We start from the raw sequence: 20,950 nt of genomic DNA, 5'->3' as shown, positions 1-20,950 counted from the left end.
TCGCCGTCGCCGATAGGGCCGCGCTTACTGCGCGGCCCTGTCTTTTATGGGGTTGGCCTTCGTAGCCCGGATTACCCTGGGCGAGGTGGGGCAGCTTGTAGGAGCCTGGGGACGCCTAGTCCTTGCCGGCGATCCTGGCCTCCGGGACGCCGGGGTGCAGCAAGCGGGCGCCTGTCGTCAGAAGCTCTTGCCCAGGTTCAGGTACAGCGCCTTTTCCCGCTCGTCGTTGAAACCGTAACTGAAGTTCACCGGGCCCAGCGGCGTATCCAGGCCGAGGAAGATGCTGGCGGCGTTGATATAGCCGCTGTCGAAGGTGTTGTCGTTGTTCCAGGCGCGGCCGCGCTCCAGCGACATGCCCAGGTACAGGGGCAGGTCCAGCGGCAGCAGCGAGCGCTGGGTCAGGCGGCGGTAGTAGAGCAGCCGCGCCAGCGCCACGTTCTGCCCGCTCAGGGCGTCCTGGCGGAAGCCGGACAGCTCCTGGGCGCCGCCGAGGATAAAGCCGGAGGTGACCACGTCGGCCTCCTCCAGGGTGCGCCCGTAGCGCCCGCCGAGCACCCAGGTATTGGCCTCGACGCTGAATACCTTGTTCAGCTCCAGCTGCCACTGACGGTACTCCTCGTCCGAGCCCAGGCCGCTGTCGTACTGACGCAGCAGCAGGCCGATGTCTTCGCCGGCGGTCGGGAAGTCGACGTTGTCCAGGGTGTCGAAGGAGTACAGCAGTTCGTAGTAGCCCTCGCTGAAGCTGAAGCTGGGCAGGTCGCGCTCGCCGACGCGCACGTCCGCCTCGCCCCAGGCCTGGCCGAGGCCGAAGCGGATCTCGCCGTTGTTGGCGATCTGCCGGCCGAGGTTGAGGCCGTAGCCGTAGCGCTCCAGGCGGTATTCGGCGATGGGGTCGTTGTCCAGGATCGCCTCGATATTGCGCGCCTCGCCGAACAGGTAGGGAGCGACGAAGTAGCGCGAGCCGGCGTCCAGCGGCTGGTAGAACTCGCTGTACAGTTCCTGGCGGTCGCCCAGTTGCACGCGGGTCAGCCATTCGGCGCCCAGCTGGTTGATGCCGTTGACGCGGTAGCTGGCGCCGATGTTGAAGGCGCTGTCGCCGCGCATGTCGTCGGACAGGTTCAGGCCCAGGCGCAGGTAGTCGGTGCCGCTGCGCTTGCCGCGCGCATCGATCACCAGCGCGCTGCCGCGTTCGTCCAGCGGCGTCACGCGGTACTGCACGCGCTCGAAGTAGTCCAGGCCGTACAGGGTGCCCATGTCCTTCTGCAGGCGGTCCATGTCCAGCGGCTCGCCCAGCGGTTGGCGAATATGCCGGCGGATCACCGCGTCGCCGACCTTGGAATCGTTCTCCACGCGGATCTCGCGGATCAGCGGGGTGCGCTGCTCGCGCGAGCGCGCCATGGCCAGCGCCGGGTTGCCGCCGCCGCTCTGCTGCAGGCGGGCCAGGCGCTCGGCCTGGATCTGCGTGGCGCGGTAGCCGGCGTCGATCATCTGCTCGGCGCGGGCGAAGTCGGTGACGCCGAAGCCGGCCAACGGCGGCTGGATCAGCACGTCGTCGGCCGCCAGGGTGGCCAGCTGCGCCTCGGAGTTCTTGCGCGTCATCAGGGTGATCGACTGGTTCATCACGTCGACCACGGTGCTCAGCTGCTCCACGGGTTTGAGCGGGGTGCCGAGGTCGACCACTATCACCCGCTCGACGCCCATCTGCCGCGCCACGTCCACCGGGATGTTGTTGACCATGCCGCCGTCCACCAGCAGGCGGCCGTCCAGCTCCACCGGGGCGAACACCGCCGGGATCGACATGCTGGCGCGCATCGCCTGGGGCAGGTGGCCGCGGCGCAGGATCACCTGTTCGCCGTTGGCGATATCGGTGGCCACGGCATGGAAGGGGATCGGCAGGCGGTCGAAGTCGCGGGTGTCGCTGCGGTGCACCAGCAGACTCTCCAGCAGCAGCGCCAGGTTCTGCCCCTGGATCACCCCCAGCGGCAGGCCCAGGCTGCCGTCGTCGCGGAAACTGAGTTTCTGCTTGATCAGGAAATCGCGATCGTCCTGCTTGCGCCGGAAGGGCACGTCCTCGCGCGGCGGCGAGTCGGACAGCGCCTGCTGCCAGTCCAGCTCCAGCGCCAGGCGCTGCAGTTCCTCCACCGAGTAGCCGGCGGCGTACAGCCCGCCGACTATGGCACCCATGCTGGTGCCGGCGATGGCGTCGACGCGGATATGCTGCTCCTCCAGCGCCTTGAGCACGCCGATATGCGCCAGGCCGCGGGCGGCGCCGCCGGACAGCACCAGGCCGACGCGCTCGGCGGCGAGAGCGGGCAGGCTGGACAGGGCGAGCAGGCAGAGCAGCGAACGGAGCAGGCGGCGCATGGCGGTTTCCGGCGAGGGCGGGGCGAAAGGCCGCTATTATAGGCGGCAAATTCCCCGTCCCAGAGCCTCGCCATGTCCGATCGCAAGCCGGAAATCGTCATCACCTATTGCACCCAGTGCCAGTGGCTGCTGCGCGCCGCCTGGCTGGCCCAGGAGCTGCTCAGCACCTTCGCCGACGAGCTGGGCAAGGTCAGCCTGGAGCCAGGCAGCGGCGGGGTGTTTCGCATCAGCTGCGACGGCGTGCAGATCTGGGAGCGCAAGGCCGACGGCGGCTTCCCCGAGGCCAAGGTGCTCAAGCAGCGGGTGCGCGACCAGATCGACCCGGGCCGCGACCTGGGGCATAACGACCGGTAACCCTAGGCTGCGCCGTGCCCACCATGGCTCCTGGGGCGCGTAGGTCGGGAGGCGCCCGTCACCCTCAACGCGCCATACGCGCCGATACGAAGATGGCGCTGACGATCAGCGCGCCGCCGGCCAGCATGCGCAGGGTCGGCTGCTCGCTGAACAGCCACCAGGCGAAGAGGATGCCGTAGACCGGCTCCAGGGCGAAGATCACCGCCGTGGTGCGCGCCTTGAGCACGCGCAGGCTGGCGACGAACAGGCTGTGCGCCAGGCCGGTGCAGAAGATGCCGAGCATCGCCAGCCACAGCCAGTCCATCGGCCGCACGCTGGGCAGCAGCGGCCAGGCCAGCGGCATGAAGCAGACGAACACCGTGATGTTCTGGTACAGCGCCGCCTGCACCGGGTCGAGGCCGCGGGTGCTGGCGCGGTTGAGCAGCGACAGCAGGGCGAACAGGAAACCGGACAGCACCGCCCACAGCAGACCGCCGGTGGCGCTGCTGGCCAGGCTGAATTCCGGGGTCACCAGGATCAGTCCGAGGCAGACCACGGCGACCATGGCGAACTCGATGGGGCGGGTGCGTTCGCGAAACAGCAGCCCCTCCAGCAGCACGGTGAAGGCCGGGAAGCTGGCGAAGCCGAGCGTGGCGATGGCCACCCCGGAGACCTTCACCGCCTCGAAGAAGGTCACCCAGTGTCCGCCCAGCAGTAGGCCGCCGAGGCCCAGCAGGGCGAACTGGCGCAGGCTCGGGCGTACCGCGTTGCGGCTGCGCCAGAGCAGGGCGGCCAGGCCCAGGGCGAGGATGGCGAAGATCGCCCGGCCGCCGGCGATCATGTTCGGCGTGGTCGCCGCCAGTTTGCCGAAGATGCCCGACAGGCCGAACAGCAGGGCGCCGAGGTGAATCGCCAGCAGGGCGTTGCGTTCCTTCATGCCAGGCGCGCGCCGTTGGGCAGCGGCTTGTCGAAGCCGGCCAGGACCACGCGGTTGTCGCTGTCGTAGACCCCGGTCACCAGCACCTCGGAGCGCACCCCGGCGATGCGCTTGGGGGCGAAATTGCACACGCACAGCACCTGGCGGCCGAGCAGTTCGTCGCAGCCGTAGTGGGCGGTGAGCTGGGCACTGGACGTCTTGATGCCCAGTTCGCCGAGGTCCACCTCCAGCACGTAGGCGGGTTTCACGGCTTTGTCGTTGGGGCGCGCCGAGCGGATGGTGCCGACGCGCAGCTCCACCTTGTCGAAATCCTGCCAGTCGATATGTTGCATGGGCTACTCCTGGTTACTGCCGCGCAGTCTAGGCGCTGCGCGCAGGGCTGTCTGTCGCAGGAGTTGCGGGTTTTGTCGTCGGACTCTCGTAGGTTGGCGCTGAGCGCAACGAAGCCCAACAGGGAGCGCCTGGCGCTCCGCCCGGCGCCCGGATGGCGCTCCGGCTCGGCGCTCGCATGGCGTTCTGCTCGGCGATCGCCGTTGGGCTTCGGCGCTACGCGCCTCAACCCAACCTACGCGCTGTCGTCGAACTCGCGAGTTTTGTCGTCGGACTCTCGTAGGTTGGCGCTGAGCGCAGCGAAGCCCAACAGGGAGCGCATGGCGCTCCGCCCGGCGCTCGCATGGCACTCGGATGGCGCTTGGCGCACGTATGATGTTCTGCTCGGCGATCGCCGTTGGGCTTCGGCGCTGCGCGCCTCAACCCAACCTACGCGTTGCGGCGCAATTGCCGCGGGGTCATGCCCAGGTGGCGGGAGAGGGCGGCGGTAAAGGCGCTCTGCGAGGCGTAGCCGACCCGTGCGGCCACCTCGCCGACGGCCAGGTCGCTGCCGCGCAGCAGGCGTTCGGCCAGTTGCAGGCGCTTGTCGCGGATGTGCTCCATCGGCGTGCGCCCGGTCTCGGCGAGGAAACGGGCGTGGAAACGCGCCACCGACAGCCCCGCCAGGCGCGCCAGGTCGGCCACCTGCAGCGGGTGCGCGGCGTGTTGCTCGATATGCCGGTCCAGCGCCGCCAGCGGCAGGCCGCCGGGTCGCGCGTGGGGATCGGCGCAGGCCAGGCTGCCGAGCAGCAGCGCGGCGCCCTGGTTGGCGATCACCGCGTCGTTGATCGGGCTGGCGGCGAGCCAGCCGAGCAACTGGCTCTGAACCGGATCGAGCTGCAGCGCTCGCGGACTGTCCAGCAGGCGCTGGATGTTGCCGGCGTGATGGCCGAGCTGACGTTCGAGCCAGTCGTTGGCCGGCAGGTCCAGTACCAGGCACTGGCTGCCCAGCGGGCTGCCGCAGGCGTGACGGGCGCCGGCCGGCACCACCGCCAGTTGATGGCGCCGCACCTGGGTGCCCTGGCCATCGACCTCGAACTGCAGTTCGCCGGCCAGGCCGAAAACCAGCTGGGCATGCTCATGGCTGTGGCACAGCAGTTCATGGCTGTAGTGACGCAGGGACAGGATCGGGGGCATGGCGGCTTCCTCGGCAACGTCGGCAGTGTACCGCCTGTCCGGGCCTGGCGCCTCGTCATCGAACGGTCTTTTGCCTGTCACAAGCCTTTCACCGCCAGCGCTCAAGCTCGTCGAAACCCAGCCGGAGCCCGCCCATGACCAGTGCCCAGCTCGCCAAGCCCAGCCGCAAGCAACGTGTCCGCACCCTGTGGATCTCCGACGTGCACCTAGGCACCCGCGACTGCCAGGCCGAGCACCTGGCGGCCTTCCTCAAGCGTTATTCGGCCGACCGCATCTACCTGGTCGGCGACATCATCGACGGCTGGAAACTGCGCGGCGGCATCTACTGGCCGCAGGCGCACACCAACGTGATCCGCCGCCTGCTGACCATGAGCAAGCGCGGCACCGAGGTGATCTACGTCACCGGCAACCACGACGAATTTCTGCGCCGCTATTCCAGCCTGATGCTGGGCAATATCCAGCTGGTCGACGAGGCCGAACACGTCACCGTCGATGGCCGCCGCCTGCTGGTGATTCACGGCGACCAGTTCGATGTGATTACCCGCTACCACCGCTGGCTGGCCTTTCTCGGCGACTCGGCCTACGAATTCACCCTGACCCTCAATCGCTGGCTCAACCACTGGCGCAGCCGCTGGGGCTACGGCTACTGGTCGCTGTCGGCCTACCTCAAGCACAAGGTCAAGAGCGCGGTAAACTTCATCAGCGACTTCGAGGAGGCCATCGCCCACGAGTGCGTCAAGCGCGGCCTGCAGGGCGTGGTCTGCGGCCATATCCACCACGCCGAGATCCGCCAGGTCGGCGGCGTGGAGTACATGAACTGCGGCGACTGGGTGGAGTCCTGCACCGCGCTGATCGAGCACTGGGACGGGCAGATCGAGCTGTACCGCCTGGCCGAGGCGCAGGCGCGCCTGGCCGAGGAGGAGCAGGCCGCCGCCGCGCTCGAGAGCGGCGCATGAGGATACTGATCGTCTCCGACGCCTGGGTGCCGCAGGTCAACGGTGTGGTCACCAGCCTGCAGGCCCTGGTGCGCGAGCTGCGCGGCCTGGGCCATCAGGTCAAGCTGCTGTCGCCGGCGGACTTTCGCGCCGTGCCCTGTCCGAGCTACCCGGAGATTCCGCTGGTATGGAACCTGTGGCGGGTCGGCGCGGCGATCCGCGACTTCCGTCCCGACTGCGTCCACCTGGCCACCGAGGGGCCGCTGGGCTGGGCGGCGCGGCGCTGGCTGGTCAAGCGCGGCCTGGTCTTTTCCACGGCCATCCACACCCGTTTTCCCGAATACGTCAGCACGCGCTGGCCGTGGATTGCGCCGCGTTGGGGTTATGCCTTCCTGCGCGCCTTCCACCGCCCCAGCCAGGCGGTGCTGGTGACCACCGAGCGCCTGCGCGACGAGTTCGCCGGCTGGCGTCTACGGCGTCTGCAGCTGTGGCGCAAGGGCGTGGACACCCAGCTGTTTCGCCCGGATGCGACGCGCCCGCGGCCGCCGCGACCGATCTTTCTCTACGTCGGGCGCATCGCCCCGGAGAAGAACCTCGAGGCCTTTCTCGATCTGCAGCTACCCGGCGAGCAGCGCGTGGTCGGCGACGGCCCGCAGCGCGAGGCGTTGCAGGCGCGCTATCCCCAGGTGCGCTTTCTCGGCTATCGCCATGGCCGGCAACTGGCCGAGGCCTACCAGGATGCGGCGGTGCTGGTGTTCCCGTCGCGCACCGATACCTACGGTCTGGTGATGCTGGAGGCGCTGGCCTGCGGCACGCCGGTGGCCGCCTACCCGGTGCCCGGGCCGCTGGACGTGCTGCAGCAGGGCATCAGCGGGGCGATGGACGAGGACCTCGGCGCGGCCTGCCTGGCGGCGCTGGAGCTGGATCGGGGACGTTGCGCGGAGCTGGCTGCGGCGCAGTCCTGGCGCGCCTCGGCGCTGGAGTTTCTGGCCTTGCAGCCGCTGGTCGACGGCGAGCCGGTGGGGTTGGATCAGGCGTTGCCGGATACCGCGTTGTAGGTGGCTTTTATCGCGGCTGAAGCCGCTCCCACAAGGGCGGGTCGTAAGCGGCTTCAGCCGCGAATCGACCCTCAGTGGTTTGCTTCAGAGTATGACCTTGTCGCGCAGCTTCTCGGCGGCCTGGTTGAGCGCCTGGATCACCCGCTCCTTGTCGAAGTTCTGGATGCCGTTGGTGTCCAGGTACATGGAGAAGCCCGGCAGTTCGTGCTCGACGTAGCTGGAGGTGGCGCCGAGGTCGCGGCGGAAGTCCACCACCTGGTAGATCTGCACCGGGCGGGTGAAGCCCTTGACCGCAATCTGGCCCTTGTCGCGGCACATGATCACGTCTTTGACCAGCGAATAGGTCTCGTGGGAGATGAGGATCTCGCCGGATTCGGCGGCACTTTCCAGGCGGCTGGCGAGGTTCACGTCGCGGCCGATGATGGTGTAGTCCATGCGCGTGTCGGCGCCGAAGTTGCCCACCGTGCAGTAGCCGGTGTTGAGCCCCATGCGGATTTCCAGCGGCTTGGTGATGCCCTGGGCGCGCCACTGCTGGCGCAGCACCTTCATGTGCTTGCGCATGGCGATGGCCATGGACACCGCCGCCACCGCGTCCTTCTTGGCGCCCTGGCTGCTGGGGTCGCCGAAGAACACCATGACGCAGTCGCCGATGAACTTGTCGATGGTGCCGCCGTATTTCAGGCTGATCTTCGACATTTCGTTGAGGTAGGTGTTGAGCAGGTCGGTCAGTGCTTCGGCCTCCAGCTCTTCCGACAGCTCGGTGAAGCCCTTGATATCGGAGAAGAACACCGTGAGCTTCTTGCGCTGGGTCTCCAGGCGCACGCTCTTCTTGCCGGTGAAGATCGACTCCCACACCTGCGGCGACAGGTATTTGGCCAGGTTGCGCGCCAGCCGCGCGGCCTTTTCCTGCTCGCGCTTGATCTCGCTGCGCACCTGGGCCAGGCGCAGGCCCTGCTGGTTGACGAAGTAGGCGGTGATGCAGATGTACAGGGTGGCGAAGAGGATGCTGACCAGCGCCACCAGGGTCGGCGTCTCGGTGTTGGTTCTGACCTCGAACAGGGCGGCGCACAGCACCAGGCTGCTGCCGGCCACCAGCAGGGCCAGGCCCAGGTAGCGCAGGCCGCCGATGACCAGGGCGCTGAAGCTCAGGGTGAGCAGGAACATCAGGCTGGGCACGCTGGAGAACCCCAGCAGCACCGCGGCCGCGCCGGCGTGCAGGGCGTCGACGAACAGCAGGGCGAGGTCGGTCTGCCCGGGGTGGTCGCGCTTGAAGCGGCGGCTGAGGTTGTGCGCCAGGTGCGGGTAGAGCAGGGCGTAGGGCACCATCCACAGGATGTCGTAGGCGAAGTGGCCGACGACGGTGCCGGCGGCGATGCTGGCGGCCGTGGCGATATAGGCCAGTACGCGCGAATAGTATTCGCGCAACGGCGGCGTCGGCAGCCCGTTGGCACGGCTGGGGGTGACTGACTTCATCTGCTGAAAGGATCCCTGCTGAATTTCTGGCGCCTCTACTGGGCGCCTGGTGCGGTCTGCAAGACCCGAGCCAGGAGCTCGATGGGCGGGGATCATAACCAAGGGGGCGGCGGCCAGCCAAGCACCACCGCCGAACGGCGCCGCGCCGGCGGCCGACGGTCAGGCGTCGGCGGTTTCCATGGCGGCCTGGTAGAGGGAGTGCTTCGGTCGGGCGAAGACCCGCTGCAGCATGGGCTCGAAGAAGCTCAGCGGCAGGCTGTCGTAGGCCGGATCGAAGGCCGCGGCGTCGTACTTGGCGCAGAACTCGATGGTCGCCTGGTACTGCGGGTGGTCCTTGAACTGCTCGCGCAGGTGGCGATCCATGCCCAGGTGGTGGAAGAAGTAGTAGCCCTGGAAGATGCCGTGTTTCTCCACCATCCAGTGGTTCTCGGCGCTGACGAAGGGCTTGAGGATGGCCGCGGCGATATCCGGGTGGTTGTAGCTGCCGAGGGTGTCGCCGATGTCGTGGAGCAGGGCGCAGACCACGTACTCCTCGTCGCGGCCGTCGCGATGGGCGCGGCTGGCGGTCTGCAGCGAGTGAGTCAGGCGGTCGACCGGAAAACCGCCGAAGTCGCCGTCGAGCAGGCGCAGGTGGGCGAGGATGCGCCCCGGCAACTGGCTGGCGTAGGCGGCGAAGTCCTTGGCGATGATCGCCCAGTCCTCGGCGTTGCCGTCCTGCATATGGGTGAAGCGGGCTTGGCTATTCATGGCTTTTCTCGTTCTTGTTGTTCTGTAGAAAGGCGTAAAAACTGCCTGAGAGACTTTGGGGAGACGATAAAACACCGTCATTCCCGCGTAGGCGGGAGCCCAGAAACGCTACACCGCCTGGGTTCCCGCCTGCGCGGAAGTGACGTTAACGGGGGCGCTAGTTGGCAGGGATGCATCCGTTGCGTCAGAAGCGGATACGGCCGGTAAAGGCGTCCTTGAGCATCACCCAGTCGCCCATCAGGCTGTACAGCGGGTATTGGAAGGTGGCCGGGCGGTTCTTCTCGAAGACGAAGTGGCCGACCCAGGCGAAGCCGTAGCCGGCCAGCGGCATGGCCAGCAGCCACAGCCACTGCTGGCTGAGCAGGGCGTAGGCGAGGATTGCCAGCACCAGCAGGCTGCCGACGTAGTGCAGGCGGCGGCAGGTGGGGTGGCTGTGCTCCTGCAGGTAGTAGGGGTAGAACTCGGCGAAGCTCTGGTAGCGTTCGGTGGTCTGGGCGGTCATGGCGCACCTCCTGTCATTGTCGGCGTCAGTCTAGTTTGGCTGTCTCCCTGGGCCACTGACATAAGGTGCCAGTTTAGTATCCTTGCGCCGCCAAGCCGGGCCTTGGCGGCCTGATCGAACCTAATAAGAACAAGAGCATGAGCGAGAGAACCACATCCTCCAACTGGGCCCTGGCCATCGTGCAGGCGCTGGAGCTGGGCGGCGTCGACTGCGCCAGGCTGTTTGCCGAGCTGGGCCTGGATTACGCGGCGTTGAGCGACCCCGACGCGCGCTTTGCGCAGGACGCCATGACCCGCCTGTGGCAGCGCGCGGTGGCGCTGTCCGGCAACCCGGCGATCGGCCTGAACATGGCGCAGGTGGTGCGTCCGGCTTCCTTCCACGTGGTCGGCTACGCGCTGATGTCCAGCCGTAACCTGCGCGACGGCTTCACCCGCCTGGTGCGCTACCAGCGCATCATCGGCGAGGGCGCCGACCTGAGCTTCCTGCCCCAGCCCGACGGCTATGCGCTGACCCTGGCGATCCACGGCGACCGCCTGCCGCCGGCGCGGCAGAGCGCCGAGGCGTCGCTGGCCTACTGCCTGGCGTTCTGCCGCTGGATGACCGGCAAGCCGATCCGTCCGCGCGAGATTCGCCTGCAGGGGCCGCCGCCCGCCGATCTGGCGCCCTACCAGCAGGTATTCCAGGCGCCGCTACGCTTCCATGCCGAGCGCTACGGGCTGATCTTCGAGCGCGGCGACCTGGAGGCGCCGCTGCCCAGCGCCAACGAGGCGCTGGCGCAGTTGCACGACCGCTTCGCCGGCGACTACCTGGCGCGCTTCTGCGGCAGCCGCGTCACCCACCAGGCGCGCCAGGTGCTGTGCCGCCTGCTGCCGCAGGGCGAGCCGCGCCGCGAGGTGGTGGCGCAGGTCCTGCACCTGTCGCAGCGCACCCTGCAGCGGCGCCTGCAGGAGGAGGGCACCAGCTACCAGCAACTGCTCGACGACACCCGCCGCGAGCTGGCCGAGCAGTACCTGGCGCAGCCCAACCTGACCTTGCTGGAGGTCGCCTACCTGCTCGGCTTCGCCGACCCGAGCAATTTCTTCCGCGCCTTCCGCCGCTGGTTCGAGGAAACCCCCGGCGAGTACCGCGCGCGGCTGTGAAGGGACCGTAGCCCGGATGCCATCCGGGGTTGCACCCCTTGCGAATACGGGTTCGGGGGATTTCAGCTCGGCCAGGCAATCCGTTGCCTGCGCGCCTCGGCCCTGGGCGGGCGTCGCCGATCCGAGCGGCTTGTTCTCAGTGGCGCCAGAAGGCGGGCAGCAGCAGCACCAGCACGGTGAGGATCTCCAGGCGGCCCAGCAGCATGCCCAGGGTCAGCAACCACTTGGCCAGATCCGGCAGGCTGGCGTAGTTGCCGGCCGGGCCGACCACTTCGCCCATCCCCGGGCCGACTCCGGAGACCATGGCCGCGGCGCCGGTCAGGGCGGTGATCCAGTCCACCCCGCACATGGCCACCGCCAGCGCCAGGCCGGCGATGGTGATGGTGTAGAAGAAGGCGAAGGCGAGGATCGAGCGGACGATGTCCTCGTCCAGGCGGTGGCGGTTGTACTGCTGCTTGATCACCGCGCGTGGGTGGATCAACTGCTTGAGGTTGGCCTTGAGCAGGATGTAGGCGACCTGGAAGCGGAAGATCTTCAGGCCGCCGGCGGTGGAACCGGAGCAGCCGCCGACGAAGCCCAGGTAGAAGAACATCATGCTGGCGAAGGGGCCCCACAGGTGATAGTCGCCGACGGCGAAGCCGGTGGTGGTCATGATCGAGGTGATGTTCACCGCCACGTGGCGCAGCGCGTCGAGCCAGTGCAGGTCGGTGGAGAGCCATTTCCAGCCGGTCAGCACCAGCCAGCTGCCCAGCAGCAGCACGAGAAAGCCGCGCACCTGCGCGTCGCGCGTCAGGGCCCGGTAGTCGCCGCGCAGGGTGGCGACATAGAGCACGAAGGGCAGGCTGCCGAGCACCATCACCAGCACCGCGACCCAGTGCACCGCCGGCTGCTGCCATTTACCCAGCGAGGCGTCGGAGGTGGAGAAGCCGCCGGTGGCGATGGCCGACATGGCATGGTTGATGGCGTCGAACAGGTTCATGCCGGCCAGCCAGAAGGCCAGCGCGGCGAAGCTGCTGAGGCCGACATAGGCCAGCACCATGTACTTGGCGACCATGTGCGAGCGCGGCATGACCTTGTCCGAACGGTCCGAGGACTCGGTCTGGAACAGGCGCATGCCGCCGATGCGCAGCATCGGCAGGATCGCCACGGCCATGGCGATAAAGCCGATGCCGCCCAGCCAGTGCAGCAGCGAGCGCCAGATCAGGGTGCCCGGCGACATGTCGTCCAGGCCGCTGAACACCGTGGCGCCGGTGGCGGTGATGCCGGACATGCTCTCGAAGTAGGCGTCGGTGATGCTGGCGCGTTCGGCGAAGAGGAACGGCAGGGCGGCGAAGATCGACACCATCACCCAGCTCGACACCGTCAGCATGTACATGTCGCGCGGGCGCAGCTGGGTCTGCTGCGGGCGCCCCTGGGCGACCATGGCCACGCCGACCAGCGCGGTGATCAGGCTGGACCAGAGGAAGGCATTGATGCCCTGCGGCTGCTCGAACGCCAGCAGGGTGCCGATCGGTACCAGCATGCTGACCGCCAGGGTGATCAGGAAGATGCCGTTGATGAAGGCGAGGATACGCAGGCTGGACAGGGACATCGGCTCAGTGCTTCCAGAAACTGCGGGTGACCAGCACCAGCACGGTGAGGATTTCCAGGCGGCCCAGCAGCATGCCGACGGTCAACAGCCACTTGGCCGAGTCCGGCAGGCTGGCGAAGTTGCCGGCCGGGCCGATGGTCGGGCCGAGGCCGGGGCCGACGTTGCACACCGCGGTGGCGGCGCCGGTCAGCGCGGTGACCCAGTCCAGGCCGACCAGGGTCAGGGCCAGGGCCAGCACGCCGATGGTGATGGTGAAGAAGAAGGAGAAGGTGATCAGCGAGCGGACGATCTCCTCGTCCAGGTTGTGGTTGTTGTACTGCTGCTTGATCACCGCGCGTGGGTGCACCAGCTGCATCAGGTTGGCCTTGAGCAGCACGTAGGCGACCTGGAAGCGGAAGATCTTCAGCCCGCCGGAGGTGGAGCCCGAGCAGCCGCCGACGAAGGTCAGGTAGAAGAACAGCAGCACGGCGAAGCCGCCCCAGGTGCTGTAGTCGCCGAGGGCGTAGCCGGTGGTGGTGACCACCGAGGTGACGTTGACCGCGACGATGCGCACGGCGTCCAGCCAGCTGTGCTCGGAGTGCAGCCACAGCCAGGTGCCGAATACCAGCCAGGTCAGCAGCAGAAAACCGATGAAGCCGCGGACCTGATGATCCTTGAACAGCGCCTGGCGGTTGCCGCGCACGAAGGCGACGTAGAGCATGAAGGGCAGGCCGCCGAGGATCATCAGCAGCACGGAGGTCCAGTGCACCGCCGGCTGCTGCCAGTTGGCCAGGGACGAATCGGAGGTGGAATAGCCGCCGGTGGAGATCGAGGTCATCGCATGGTTGATCGCCTCGAAGGGGGCCATGCCGGCGGCCCAGTAGGCCAGGAAGCCGAACCCGGTGAGGGCCAGGTAAATCAGCAGCAGGTACTTGGCGGCCATGTGCGAGCGCGGCATCACCTTCTCGCCCCAGTCCGAGGACTCGGTCTGGAACAGGCGCATGCCGCCGACCCGCAGCAGCGGCAGGATGGCCACGGCCATGCCGATGAAGCCGATGCCGCCCAGCCACTGCAGCATCGAACGCCAGATCAGGATGCCCGGCGACATGTCGTCCAGGCCGACCAGCACGGTGGAGCCGGTGGTGGTGACGCCGCTCATGGTCTCGAAGAAGGCGTCGGTGTAGCTGATATGGGCGATGAGCATCATCGGCAGGGCGGCGAAGCAGCACACCACGCTCCAGCTGCCGGTGGTCAGCAGGTACATGTCGCGCGGGCGCAGCTGGGCGTTCTGCGGGCGCCCGGGAATCACCAGGGCCAGGCCGACGATCAGGGTGATCAGGCTCGACCAGAGGAAGGCGTTGAGGTCTTCGGGCTGCTCGAAGATCGCCAGGGTCAGCATGGGGATGACCATGCTCACCGCCAGAGTAATGAGAAAGATGCCGATGATGAAACCGATGATGCGCAGCGTCGGCAAGGCCATGGAGTGGGCTCTGGCAGGTTGCAAAAGGCGCCATTCTACCCGCGGACGGGCGGCTGTAAACCGCCGCGGGCGGGGCTTTACAAGCGCATGGCGGAGAATAGAATAGCCGCCAGTTGCCGGCGTCCGCCGGTTTCCGAGTCCTCCTCAAATGTCCGACGCTAATCCCTGCCTCACGTGCGGCGCCTGCTGCGCGTTTTTTCGTGTGTCCTTCTTCTGGGGCGAGTGCCAATCGGCCGGCGGTAGCGTGCCGGACGAGCAGGTCGTCCAGATCAGCCCGCATTACGTCGCCATGCGCGGCACCGAAAGCAAACCGGCACGCTGCACCCAGCTGCTCGGCGAGGTCGGCTGCGGCGTGCGCTGCACCCTGTACGAACAGCGTTCGAGCAGTTGCCGCGAGTTCGACGCGTCCTGGGAGAACGGCGTGCACAACCCGCGCTGCGACGAGGCGCGCCAGGCCCACGGCCTGCCGCCGCTGACGCCGCCGATCCAGCCGGTGGTGTCGCCCGATCGGGTGGCCTGAGAGCAGCCATAAGCTGCAAGCCACAAGCTCCAAGTAACAGCAGGAAAAGCCTGACGGCGTTTCGGTGTCGGCCGCCGCCCTGATTCGCTTGCAGCTTGCAGCTTGCAGCTTGAAAATGCCGCCTCTTTGATTCTCGGAGGTGGCCGATGGAGGCTCTCGACGCTCTGCTCAACCGTGTTTCCGTTCCCCGTCTGGTCGACCCGGCGCCGAGCGCGGCGCAGCGCGAGCTGCTGTTTCGCGCCGCCCTGCGCGCGCCGGATCATGGCCAGCTGCGGCCCTGGCGCTTTCTCACCGTCGAAGGCGAGGCCCGCGGGCGCATGGGCGAGCTGTTCGCCGAGGCGCTGCTGGCCGGCGACGCGCAGGCGCCCGCCGAGGCGCTGAGCAAGGCGCGCGGCATGCCGTTGCGGGCGCCGCTGCTGGTGGTGGTGATCGCCCGGTTGCAGGTGCATGCCAAGGTACCGGCGCAGGAGCAGCTGATCGCCGCCGGCTGCGCCGCCCACGGCATATTGCTCGCCGCCCATGCCCAGGGCATCGGCGCGGTCTGGCGCACCGGCGAGATGGCCTACAACGCCCAGGTGGCCAAGGGGCTGGGACTGGGCGCGGACGAGCAGGTAGTCGCCTATCTCTACCTCGGCACCCCGGAGCGCGAGCTGCGTCGGCCGCCGGAGCTGGCGGTCGAGGATTTCGTCAGCACCTGGAACGGCTGAGCGCTCCGCCCGGGCTAGGGGCGATCCTGGGGGTGTAGCGGCAGGCTGAGCGTGGCGACGAAACCGCCATCCGGGTGGTTGGCCAGCAGCAGTTCGCCGCCATGGCGCTGCGCGGCGCGACGGGCGATGGCCAGGCCCAGGCCATGGCCGGCGCCGTGCTGCCCCGGCGCGCGAAAGAACGGCTCGCCCAGACGCTGCAGATGTTCGCTCGGCACCCCGGGCCCGTGGTCGCGCACGCCTATCAGCAGGCGCTCGTCCTGGCGCTGGACATCGATCTCGATGGGTTGCCCGCTCGGATTGAAACGCAGGGCGTTGCGCAGCAGGTTGTCCAGCGCCCGTTCCAGCAGATCCGGCCAGCCGTGCAGTGCAGCGCTGTGCTCGAGGTGGATCTGCAGGTGCTGCTCGGGCGCGGTCAGGCGTGCGTCCTCTTCCAGCTTGCCGAGCATTGTGGCGAGGTCAACGGGTTGTGCGGCGCCGAGATCGGCATCCAGACGGGCGAGGGCGAGAATCTCGCTGATCAGCGCCTCCAGACGGTCACACTCCTGGCTCAGGCGCGGCCACAGCTTGTCGCGTTCGGCCGCCTCGGCACGTTCGGCCAGAGCCAGAGCGATGCGCAGGCGCGCCAGCGGCGAACGCAGTTCGTGGGAGACGTCGCGCAGCAGCTGGCGCTGGCTGCCGATCAGCCCCTGCAGGCGCTCGCCCATGCGGTTGAAGTCCTTGGCCAGCAGGCCCAGTTCGTCGCGGCGGGTGGCCAGGCGCGCCAGGCTGTTCTGCTGGTAGGCGGTCTGCCCGAGGTCGTGCACGGCGCCGCGCAGACGATCCAGCGGGCGGGTGATCGACAGCGTCAGCAGCAGGCTGAACAGGGTCAGCACCACCAGGGCGATGCCCAGCGCGCTGAGCGGCCAGAACAGGCTGCCGCGGTGCCAGGCCGCCAGTTCCGGGTGGGGGATGCGGTAGATGAACAGGTAGCTTTCGCCGCTCTCCGGGCTGCTGTACTCGGCGGTCAGGCGACGCCAGGGCAGACGGCGGGCTTCGCCGTGGCGGGCCTCGAAGGCGGCGGCGCGGGGCGGGAAGGTGCCCTTGACCAGCGGCTGGCCGCTCTCGCCGAGCACCTGGGTGTCGATGCGGTACTTGCGCTTGCGCTGTTCGAGGAACTGCTGGGCGGCGTGCGCCCCCTGCTGCTCGTAGCGTTTCACCCACTTGCGATCGAGGTCGTCGAGGCCCGGATGCAGGCTGAGAACCCAGGCGTCCTGGTTCAGCGCGCGGCCGAGCAGCATGGACAGCCCGGCGACCAGGGCGATGGCCAGCCAGAAACTGGCGAGGATGCGCCAGAACAGTGAACGCACGGTGATTCCTCAGGCGAAAGCCCGCCGCTTCGGCGAAGCGGCGGGCCGTGGGTTGGGGCGGTTCAGTTGCCCTGGCCTTCCTTCTCGGCCTTCCAGGCCTTGAACTCTTCCATCTCGGCGCGGCGCGCCTCCATCTTCTTCTGGTGCTCGTCGAAGGCCTTCTGCTGCTCGGGGTTGAGCAGGTCGCGCAGGGCCTTGTGCTGGTCGGCGCGAGCCTTCTCCAGCTCCTTGTGCATGGCCTGCTTCTCGGCTTCCGGCAGCTTGTCCAGGTAGCGCTGGGTGATCTCGTGCTTGCTCTTCATCTGCTCGCCCATCAGCTTGCGGAATTCCTGGCGCTGCTCCTTGCTCAGGTTCAGCTCCTTGAACATGCCATGGCCGCGGTCATGATGGCGCGGGCCGCCTTCGTGCATGGGCATGGCCAGGGCCAGGGTCGGCAGAGTGGCGGCGAGCAGCAGGGCGGTGAGGGTCTTGCGCATGGTGGTTCTCCTTGTCTCGAAACCGGTCGTTACCGGATGGGCTCAGTATGCGGCGGTCAAGGTCAAGGGCGGTCAGGCCTGGGTAAAGCTTGGGTAAAGGCATGGTTGCGTGGGCTTTAACCGGGGCGTGGCGGTATCGAGTGGCGCTGCAGGTGCCGGGCGGAGCCGCGGGCGGCTCCCTGTTGGGCTTCGCTGCGCTCAGCGCCAACCTACGGCGCGTAGTAGTAGCCACGGCTGCGCAGCGCGAGGATACGCGGGCGGCCGTCCGGGTGCGGGCCGAGCTTCTTGCGCAGGTTGCTGACGTGCATGTCCAGGCTGCGGTCGTAGAGGGTCAGCTTGCGGCCCAGCGCCAGCTGCGCCAGCGCCTGCTTGTCCAGCGGCTCGCCGGGCTGGCGCAGCAGGGCTTCGAGCAGGCGGCTCTCGGAGACGGTCAGCGGCACGTCGTGCGCGCCGATGCTGACCACGCCGCGACTGGGGCTGAAGCTCAGGTCGCCCAGCTCCAGCTGGCTGCTGGTCGGCGCCGGTGCGCTACGGCGTAGCACCGCGCGCAGGCGGGCGGTCAGCTCGCGTGGGTCGCAGGGCTTGGCCAGGTAGTCGTCGGCGCCCAGCTCCAGGCCGAGGATGCGGTCGAGCGGCTCGCCGCGGGCCGAGAGCATCAGCACCGGCAGTTCCGGATGTTCACCGCGCAGCTGCTTGAGCAGTTCCAGGCCGCTGCCGTCGGGCAGCATCACGTCCAGCACCACGGCGTCCGGGGCCTGCTCGACGAGGGCCTGGCGGGCGCTGCCGGCCTCATGGCAGGCGGTGACCTGAAAGCCTTCCTGGGTCAGCCAGCTGGCCAGCAGCTCGCACAGCTCCTGGTCGTCGTCGATCAGCAGTAGGCGGCTCATGGCGCTCAGTTGATCCACTCGCGGCGGGTCTTGCGGCGGCCGCGCAGCAGGGCTCCGACCAGCACGGAAAGCAGGCTGAGCCCGGCGCCGAGGGCGAACCAGGTCTGTTCCTCGCTGAGCAGGCCGGGCTGCTGTCGGGCCTGGCTTTCCTTGAGTTGCAGGCGCAGACGCTGGTTTTCCTGGCGCAGGCGTTGCAACTGCGCGGCGCTGTTGGCCTGCTGTTCGCTACGCAGCTGTTCGCTCTGCGCCAGGCGCTGTTCCAGGGCGTCGGCCTGCGCCTCCACCGAGGTGGCCGCGGCGAGCGGCTGGGGAGACGTTTCCTCGGCTTGCGCCAGGGCGCAGCTCAGCAGCAGGGTGGCCAGCACGGACAGCGGGATCGGGCGCATCGCGATTCCTTGTAAGCGAAAGCAGCGGGGGAAGGATCAGGGCAGCACTTTCTTGAACGGCTTGACCACCACGCTGGCGTACACGCCGGCGGCGCGGTAGGGGTCGGCGTCGGCCCAGCTCTGCGCGGCGACGAGGGAGTCGAATTCGGCGACGATCAGGCTGCCGCTGAAACCGGCCGGGCCCGGGTCGTTGCTGTCGATCGCCGGGTGCGGGCCGGCCAGCAGCAGGCGGCCTTCCTGCTTGAGCGCCTCGAGGCGGGCGAGGTGGGCGGGGCGAGCGGCCAGACGGTTGTTCAGGGAGTTTTCGACGTCGGTGGCGATGATGGCGTAGAGCATCTCAGTCCTTAGATGGGGTCGATCAGGGAGCGGGGGGCAGGCTTTTTACTGCGCGGCGGCAGCCAGAAGTCGCATGTGCCGGCATAATAACAAACATCAATCTCAACGAAAGCGCCGCCATGACTGTCGATCTGCACTGCCACAGCACCGCCTCCGACGGCGTCCTGGCCCCCGCCATGCTGGTGAGCCGGGCCTTCGAGCGCGGCGTGCGGCTGCTGGCGCTGACCGATCACGACACCCTGGAGGGACTGGACGAGGCGCGCCGCGCCGCCGAGGCCCTGGACATGCAACTGGTCAACGGCATCGAGCTGTCCTGCACCTGGGGCGGCGCCACCATCCACGTGCTGGGCTACGCCTTCGCCAGCGACGCCCCGGCTTTGCGTGCGGCCATCGAGGCGTTGCACCACGGGCGCTGGCAGCGCGCCGAGGAAATCGACCGACGCCTGGCGGCCAAGGGCATGCCCGGGGCGTTGCAGGGCGCGCGGGCGGTGCAGCAGGAGTTGGGCGACAGTGGCAATGCGCCGGCGCGCCCGCACTTCGCCGAATTCCTGGTGCGCGCCGGGCATGTGCGCGACCGCGCCGAGGCCTTTCGCAAGTGGCTCGGCTCGGGCAAGTTGGGCGACGTCAAGCAGCACTGGCCGGCGCTGGAGGAGGCGGTCGGCACGCTGCGCGCGGCCAACGCCTGGATCAGCCTGGCGCATCCGTGGCAATACGACTTTACTCGCAGTAAGCGTCGGCGTTTGGTCGCCGACTTCGTTGCGGCGGGCGGGCATGCCCTGGAAGTGGTCAATGGCATGCAGCCGGCCGAGCAGGTCGGCGGCTTGGCGATTCTGGCGCGCGAATTCGGCTTGATGGCCAGCGTCGGCAGCGACTTCCATGCGCCGGGCGACTGGTCCGAACTGGGCATGTACCGCCCGTTGCCCGACGACCTGACGGCGCTCTGGAAGCGCTTCGAACATGCACAGCCACCCGCTGTCACTTCATGAGCAGGGAGCAAACGTGAGTCAGTTTTTCCAGGTTCACCCGGAGAATCCCCAGGCGCGCCTGATCAAACAGGCGGTGGAGATCATCCGCGGTGGCGGCGTGGTGGTCTATCCGACCGATTCGTCCTACGCGCTGGGTTGCGCCATCGGCGACAAGAACGCGGTGGAGCGCATCCGCCGCCTGCGCCAGCTCGACGACAAGCACAACTTCACCCTGGTGTGCCGCGACCTGTCGCAGATAGGCCTGTTCGCCAAGGTCGATACTGCCGCCTTCCGCCTGCTGAAGAACCACACCCCGGGGCCCTACACCTTTATCCTCAACGCCACCCGCGAAGTGCCGCGCATGCTGCTGCACCCCAAGCGCCGCACCATCGGCCTGCGCGTGCCCGGCCACCCCATCGCCCTGGCGCTGCTGGAGCAGCTCGGCGAACCGCTGATGAGCGTCAGCCTGATCCTGCCGGGCGACGACCTGCCGCTGTCCGATCCCTACGAGATGCGCCAGATCCTCGAGCACCAGGTCGAGCTGATCATCGACGGCGGCTTCGGCGGCCTGGAGGCCTCCACCGTGGTCAACCTGGCCGACGACGAGCCGGAAATCGTCCGCGTCGGCTGTGGCGATCCCTCGCCTTTTCTCGAGCCCTAGAGCATCGGCGCGTAGGGTGGGTTAGCCGTCTGTTGCGTTTTTCGACCGATCCGCTGTATCTGGGGCGGCGTAACCCACCATCGGTGCAGCGCCGTCCCTCGTTTGGCGGGTTGCGCGGCGCACCGCCTTCATCTGCGCCTGCAAGACTGGTATTCGGCGTCGCCAACCCAGCCTGCGGGAGCTGACGCGGCACGCTAGAGAATCAGCGCCACCAGTATCGCCACCAGCAAGATGATGATGAAGTCGGTGCCGCTCAGCGCACCGGCCACCGGCAGGCTGTCGAGGCGTTGCGACAGGCTGGCGATTTCCGCCGGGGTCATGGCATCGACCCGTTCGCGGGCCAGCTCCGGCGCCACGTCCATGGTCTGCAGGGCTTGCTGTACGTCGCTGCGGGCGAGCAGGGCGTCGACTTTGGCGCGTTCGGCTGCGAGGGTCTGTTCGCCGAGGACCTCCTCGGTACCGATCATCTGCGCCTGGGCCGGCAGGGCCAAGGCGAACAGGCAGGCGAACAGCAGGCTGGCGCAGAGGGAGAGGGCGTTGTTGTTCATGGTGTGCTCCCGATGGGTGGTCGTGGGCCCCGGCGCGGCGAGCCGGCGCCGGCATCAATGTTTGGACTGGGCGC

General features: G+C 68.1%; 23 protein-coding genes. 8 read left to right on the top strand and 15 right to left on the bottom strand.

All coding sequences use genetic code 11. The features are described from left to right. Positions 1 to 177: 177 nt before the first annotated feature. On the bottom strand, positions 178 to 2,364 hold the full coding sequence (locus ACIGKL_RS21880) for a patatin-like phospholipase family protein (protein WP_397488531.1): 2,187 nt from the start codon (positions 2,362 to 2,364) through the stop codon (positions 178 to 180). A gap of 72 nt (positions 2,365 to 2,436) precedes the next feature. Between ACIGKL_RS21880 and ACIGKL_RS21875 the strand changes: the two genes are divergently transcribed. Beyond that, entirely contained in the window at positions 2,437 to 2,718 is a 282-nt protein-coding gene (locus ACIGKL_RS21875) for a SelT/SelW/SelH family protein (RefSeq protein ID WP_397488530.1), read from the top strand. A 64-nt stretch (positions 2,719 to 2,782) separates the two neighbouring features. Here ACIGKL_RS21875 and ACIGKL_RS21870 read toward each other — a convergent pair whose 3' ends face one another. The 3 genes from ACIGKL_RS21870 to ACIGKL_RS21860 form a co-directional block, all read right to left on the bottom strand. Further along, positions 2,783 to 3,634, bottom strand: a complete 852-nt coding sequence (locus ACIGKL_RS21870; protein ID WP_397488529.1) for a DMT family transporter — start codon at positions 3,632 to 3,634, stop codon at positions 2,783 to 2,785. Further along, the gene (locus ACIGKL_RS21865; protein WP_397488528.1) at positions 3,631 to 3,966 is read right to left on the bottom strand and encodes a tRNA-binding protein; all 336 of its coding nucleotides are present in this window, start codon (positions 3,964 to 3,966) and stop codon (positions 3,631 to 3,633) included. Before ACIGKL_RS21865 ends, ACIGKL_RS21870 begins: the two co-directional genes overlap by 4 nt. A 427-nt stretch (positions 3,967 to 4,393) precedes the next feature. Then, positions 4,394 to 5,140 (bottom strand): AraC family transcriptional regulator, encoded by a 747-nt coding sequence (locus ACIGKL_RS21860; protein WP_397488527.1) that lies wholly within the window; start codon positions 5,138 to 5,140, stop codon positions 4,394 to 4,396. Positions 5,141 to 5,274: 134 nt separating this feature from the next. On the opposite strand from ACIGKL_RS21860, the gene ACIGKL_RS21855 reads away from it, so the two are divergent. Beyond that, on the top strand, positions 5,275 to 6,096 hold the full coding sequence (locus ACIGKL_RS21855; protein WP_397488526.1) for a UDP-2,3-diacylglucosamine diphosphatase: 822 nt from the start codon (positions 5,275 to 5,277) through the stop codon (positions 6,094 to 6,096). Then, positions 6,093 to 7,133 carry a glycosyltransferase family 4 protein gene (locus tag ACIGKL_RS21850; protein ID WP_397488525.1) on the top strand — a complete coding sequence of 347 codons (1,041 nt, stop codon included), beginning with the start codon at positions 6,093 to 6,095 and terminating at the stop codon, positions 7,131 to 7,133. Before ACIGKL_RS21855 ends, ACIGKL_RS21850 begins: the two co-directional genes overlap by 4 nt. A gap of 84 nt (positions 7,134 to 7,217) precedes the next feature. Here the strand turns inward: ACIGKL_RS21850 and ACIGKL_RS21845 are convergent, their stop codons facing one another. The 3 genes from ACIGKL_RS21845 to ACIGKL_RS21835 form a co-directional block, all read right to left on the bottom strand. After that, complete coding sequence (locus ACIGKL_RS21845) at positions 7,218 to 8,606, bottom strand: adenylate/guanylate cyclase domain-containing protein (protein WP_397488524.1); 1,389 nt, start codon at positions 8,604 to 8,606, stop codon at positions 7,218 to 7,220. A 159-nt stretch (positions 8,607 to 8,765) separates the two neighbouring features. Continuing rightward, positions 8,766 to 9,353 carry an HD domain-containing protein gene (locus tag ACIGKL_RS21840; protein ID WP_397488523.1) on the bottom strand — a complete coding sequence of 196 codons (588 nt, stop codon included), beginning with the start codon at positions 9,351 to 9,353 and terminating at the stop codon, positions 8,766 to 8,768. A gap of 184 nt (positions 9,354 to 9,537) precedes the next feature. Continuing rightward, positions 9,538 to 9,855 carry an Mpo1-like protein gene (locus tag ACIGKL_RS21835; RefSeq protein WP_397488522.1) on the bottom strand — a complete coding sequence of 106 codons (318 nt, stop codon included), beginning with the start codon at positions 9,853 to 9,855 and terminating at the stop codon, positions 9,538 to 9,540. Positions 9,856 to 9,992: 137 nt separating this feature from the next. Between ACIGKL_RS21835 and ACIGKL_RS21830 the strand changes: the two genes are divergently transcribed. Next, complete coding sequence (locus ACIGKL_RS21830; protein WP_397488521.1) at positions 9,993 to 10,994, top strand: AraC family transcriptional regulator; 1,002 nt, start codon at positions 9,993 to 9,995, stop codon at positions 10,992 to 10,994. A 136-nt stretch (positions 10,995 to 11,130) separates the two neighbouring features. On the opposite strand, the gene ACIGKL_RS21825 is transcribed toward ACIGKL_RS21830, so the two are convergent. Together ACIGKL_RS21825 and ACIGKL_RS21820 are read right to left on the bottom strand one after the other, a co-directional pair. Then, on the bottom strand, positions 11,131 to 12,585 hold the full coding sequence (locus ACIGKL_RS21825; protein ID WP_397488520.1) for a TrkH family potassium uptake protein: 1,455 nt from the start codon (positions 12,583 to 12,585) through the stop codon (positions 11,131 to 11,133). A gap of 4 nt (positions 12,586 to 12,589) precedes the next feature. Next, positions 12,590 to 14,044: a TrkH family potassium uptake protein gene (locus tag ACIGKL_RS21820; RefSeq protein WP_397488519.1), complete on the bottom strand. Its 1,455-nt coding sequence runs from the start codon at positions 14,042 to 14,044 to the stop codon at positions 12,590 to 12,592. Positions 14,045 to 14,192: 148 nt separating this feature from the next. On the opposite strand from ACIGKL_RS21820, the gene ACIGKL_RS21815 reads away from it, so the two are divergent. Both ACIGKL_RS21815 and ACIGKL_RS21810 read left to right on the top strand, forming a co-directional pair. Beyond that, positions 14,193 to 14,564 carry a YkgJ family cysteine cluster protein gene (locus ACIGKL_RS21815; protein ID WP_397488518.1) on the top strand — a complete coding sequence of 124 codons (372 nt, stop codon included), beginning with the start codon at positions 14,193 to 14,195 and terminating at the stop codon, positions 14,562 to 14,564. Between the two features lie 146 nt (positions 14,565 to 14,710). After that, positions 14,711 to 15,271, top strand: coding sequence for a nitroreductase (locus ACIGKL_RS21810; RefSeq protein ID WP_397488517.1), 561 nt, complete (start codon positions 14,711 to 14,713; stop codon positions 15,269 to 15,271). 14 nt (positions 15,272 to 15,285) lie between these two features. On the opposite strand, the gene ACIGKL_RS21805 is transcribed toward ACIGKL_RS21810, so the two are convergent. From ACIGKL_RS21805 to ACIGKL_RS21785, 5 genes are all read right to left on the bottom strand, one after another. Further along, the gene (locus ACIGKL_RS21805) at positions 15,286 to 16,617 is read right to left on the bottom strand and encodes a sensor histidine kinase (protein ID WP_397488516.1); all 1,332 of its coding nucleotides are present in this window, start codon (positions 16,615 to 16,617) and stop codon (positions 15,286 to 15,288) included. Between the two features lie 62 nt (positions 16,618 to 16,679). Next, positions 16,680 to 17,093 (bottom strand): Spy/CpxP family protein refolding chaperone, encoded by a 414-nt coding sequence (locus ACIGKL_RS21800; protein ID WP_397488515.1) that lies wholly within the window; start codon positions 17,091 to 17,093, stop codon positions 16,680 to 16,682. A gap of 209 nt (positions 17,094 to 17,302) precedes the next feature. Next, on the bottom strand, positions 17,303 to 17,980 hold the full coding sequence (locus ACIGKL_RS21795) for a response regulator transcription factor (RefSeq protein WP_397488514.1): 678 nt from the start codon (positions 17,978 to 17,980) through the stop codon (positions 17,303 to 17,305). Between the two features lie 5 nt (positions 17,981 to 17,985). Then, entirely contained in the window at positions 17,986 to 18,366 is a 381-nt protein-coding gene (locus tag ACIGKL_RS21790) for a translation initiation factor 2 (IF-2, GTPase) (protein WP_397488513.1), read from the bottom strand. Between the two features lie 36 nt (positions 18,367 to 18,402). Then, on the bottom strand, positions 18,403 to 18,702 hold the full coding sequence (locus tag ACIGKL_RS21785) for a YciI family protein (RefSeq protein WP_397488512.1): 300 nt from the start codon (positions 18,700 to 18,702) through the stop codon (positions 18,403 to 18,405). A gap of 119 nt (positions 18,703 to 18,821) precedes the next feature. Here ACIGKL_RS21785 and ACIGKL_RS21780 point away from each other — a divergent pair, with 119 nt between their 5' ends. Together ACIGKL_RS21780 and ACIGKL_RS21775 are read left to right on the top strand one after the other, a co-directional pair. After that, entirely contained in the window at positions 18,822 to 19,688 is an 867-nt protein-coding gene (locus tag ACIGKL_RS21780; protein WP_397488511.1) for a PHP domain-containing protein, read from the top strand. A gap of 13 nt (positions 19,689 to 19,701) precedes the next feature. Beyond that, positions 19,702 to 20,328 carry an L-threonylcarbamoyladenylate synthase gene (locus ACIGKL_RS21775; protein ID WP_397488510.1) on the top strand — a complete coding sequence of 209 codons (627 nt, stop codon included), beginning with the start codon at positions 19,702 to 19,704 and terminating at the stop codon, positions 20,326 to 20,328. 194 nt (positions 20,329 to 20,522) lie between these two features. Here ACIGKL_RS21775 and ACIGKL_RS21770 read toward each other — a convergent pair whose 3' ends face one another. Next, on the bottom strand, positions 20,523 to 20,876 hold the full coding sequence (locus ACIGKL_RS21770) for a PA2779 family protein (RefSeq protein WP_397488509.1): 354 nt from the start codon (positions 20,874 to 20,876) through the stop codon (positions 20,523 to 20,525). Between the last annotated feature and the right edge of the window lie 74 nt (positions 20,877 to 20,950).

It is taken from the genome of Pseudomonas sp. NPDC077186, assembly GCF_044543505.1.
GTDB lineage: Bacteria > Pseudomonadota > Gammaproteobacteria > Pseudomonadales > Pseudomonadaceae > Aquipseudomonas.
The sequence above is the reverse complement of the archived record's forward strand: the minus strand, read 5'-3'. Positions and strand labels throughout refer to the sequence as shown.

Bases quoted from the DNA above. Each gene is read 5' to 3' on its own strand.
- ACIGKL_RS21880 (WP_397488531.1), bottom strand. From the start codon at position 2,364: ATGCGCCGCCTGCTCCGTTCGCTGCTCTGCCTGCTCGCCCTGTCCAGC.
- ACIGKL_RS21875 (WP_397488530.1), top strand. From the start codon at position 2,437: ATGTCCGATCGCAAGCCGGAAATCGTCATCACCTATTGCACCCAGTGC.
- ACIGKL_RS21870 (WP_397488529.1), bottom strand. From the start codon at position 3,634: ATGAAGGAACGCAACGCCCTGCTGGCGATTCACCTCGGCGCCCTGCTG.
- ACIGKL_RS21865 (WP_397488528.1), bottom strand. From the start codon at position 3,966: ATGCAACATATCGACTGGCAGGATTTCGACAAGGTGGAGCTGCGCGTC.
- ACIGKL_RS21860 (WP_397488527.1), bottom strand. From the start codon at position 5,140: ATGCCCCCGATCCTGTCCCTGCGTCACTACAGCCATGAACTGCTGTGC.
- ACIGKL_RS21855 (WP_397488526.1), top strand. From the start codon at position 5,275: ATGACCAGTGCCCAGCTCGCCAAGCCCAGCCGCAAGCAACGTGTCCGC.
- ACIGKL_RS21850 (WP_397488525.1), top strand. From the start codon at position 6,093: ATGAGGATACTGATCGTCTCCGACGCCTGGGTGCCGCAGGTCAACGGT.
- ACIGKL_RS21845 (WP_397488524.1), bottom strand. From the start codon at position 8,606: ATGAAGTCAGTCACCCCCAGCCGTGCCAACGGGCTGCCGACGCCGCCG.
- ACIGKL_RS21840 (WP_397488523.1), bottom strand. From the start codon at position 9,353: ATGAATAGCCAAGCCCGCTTCACCCATATGCAGGACGGCAACGCCGAG.
- ACIGKL_RS21835 (WP_397488522.1), bottom strand. From the start codon at position 9,855: ATGACCGCCCAGACCACCGAACGCTACCAGAGCTTCGCCGAGTTCTAC.
- ACIGKL_RS21830 (WP_397488521.1), top strand. From the start codon at position 9,993: ATGAGCGAGAGAACCACATCCTCCAACTGGGCCCTGGCCATCGTGCAG.
- ACIGKL_RS21825 (WP_397488520.1), bottom strand. From the start codon at position 12,585: ATGTCCCTGTCCAGCCTGCGTATCCTCGCCTTCATCAACGGCATCTTC.
- ACIGKL_RS21820 (WP_397488519.1), bottom strand. From the start codon at position 14,044: ATGGCCTTGCCGACGCTGCGCATCATCGGTTTCATCATCGGCATCTTT.
- ACIGKL_RS21815 (WP_397488518.1), top strand. From the start codon at position 14,193: ATGTCCGACGCTAATCCCTGCCTCACGTGCGGCGCCTGCTGCGCGTTT.
- ACIGKL_RS21810 (WP_397488517.1), top strand. From the start codon at position 14,711: ATGGAGGCTCTCGACGCTCTGCTCAACCGTGTTTCCGTTCCCCGTCTG.
- ACIGKL_RS21800 (WP_397488515.1), bottom strand. From the start codon at position 17,093: ATGCGCAAGACCCTCACCGCCCTGCTGCTCGCCGCCACTCTGCCGACC.
- ACIGKL_RS21795 (WP_397488514.1), bottom strand. From the start codon at position 17,980: ATGAGCCGCCTACTGCTGATCGACGACGACCAGGAGCTGTGCGAGCTG.
- ACIGKL_RS21790 (WP_397488513.1), bottom strand. From the start codon at position 18,366: ATGCGCCCGATCCCGCTGTCCGTGCTGGCCACCCTGCTGCTGAGCTGC.
- ACIGKL_RS21785 (WP_397488512.1), bottom strand. From the start codon at position 18,702: ATGCTCTACGCCATCATCGCCACCGACGTCGAAAACTCCCTGAACAAC.
- ACIGKL_RS21780 (WP_397488511.1), top strand. From the start codon at position 18,822: ATGACTGTCGATCTGCACTGCCACAGCACCGCCTCCGACGGCGTCCTG.
- ACIGKL_RS21770 (WP_397488509.1), bottom strand. From the start codon at position 20,876: ATGAACAACAACGCCCTCTCCCTCTGCGCCAGCCTGCTGTTCGCCTGC.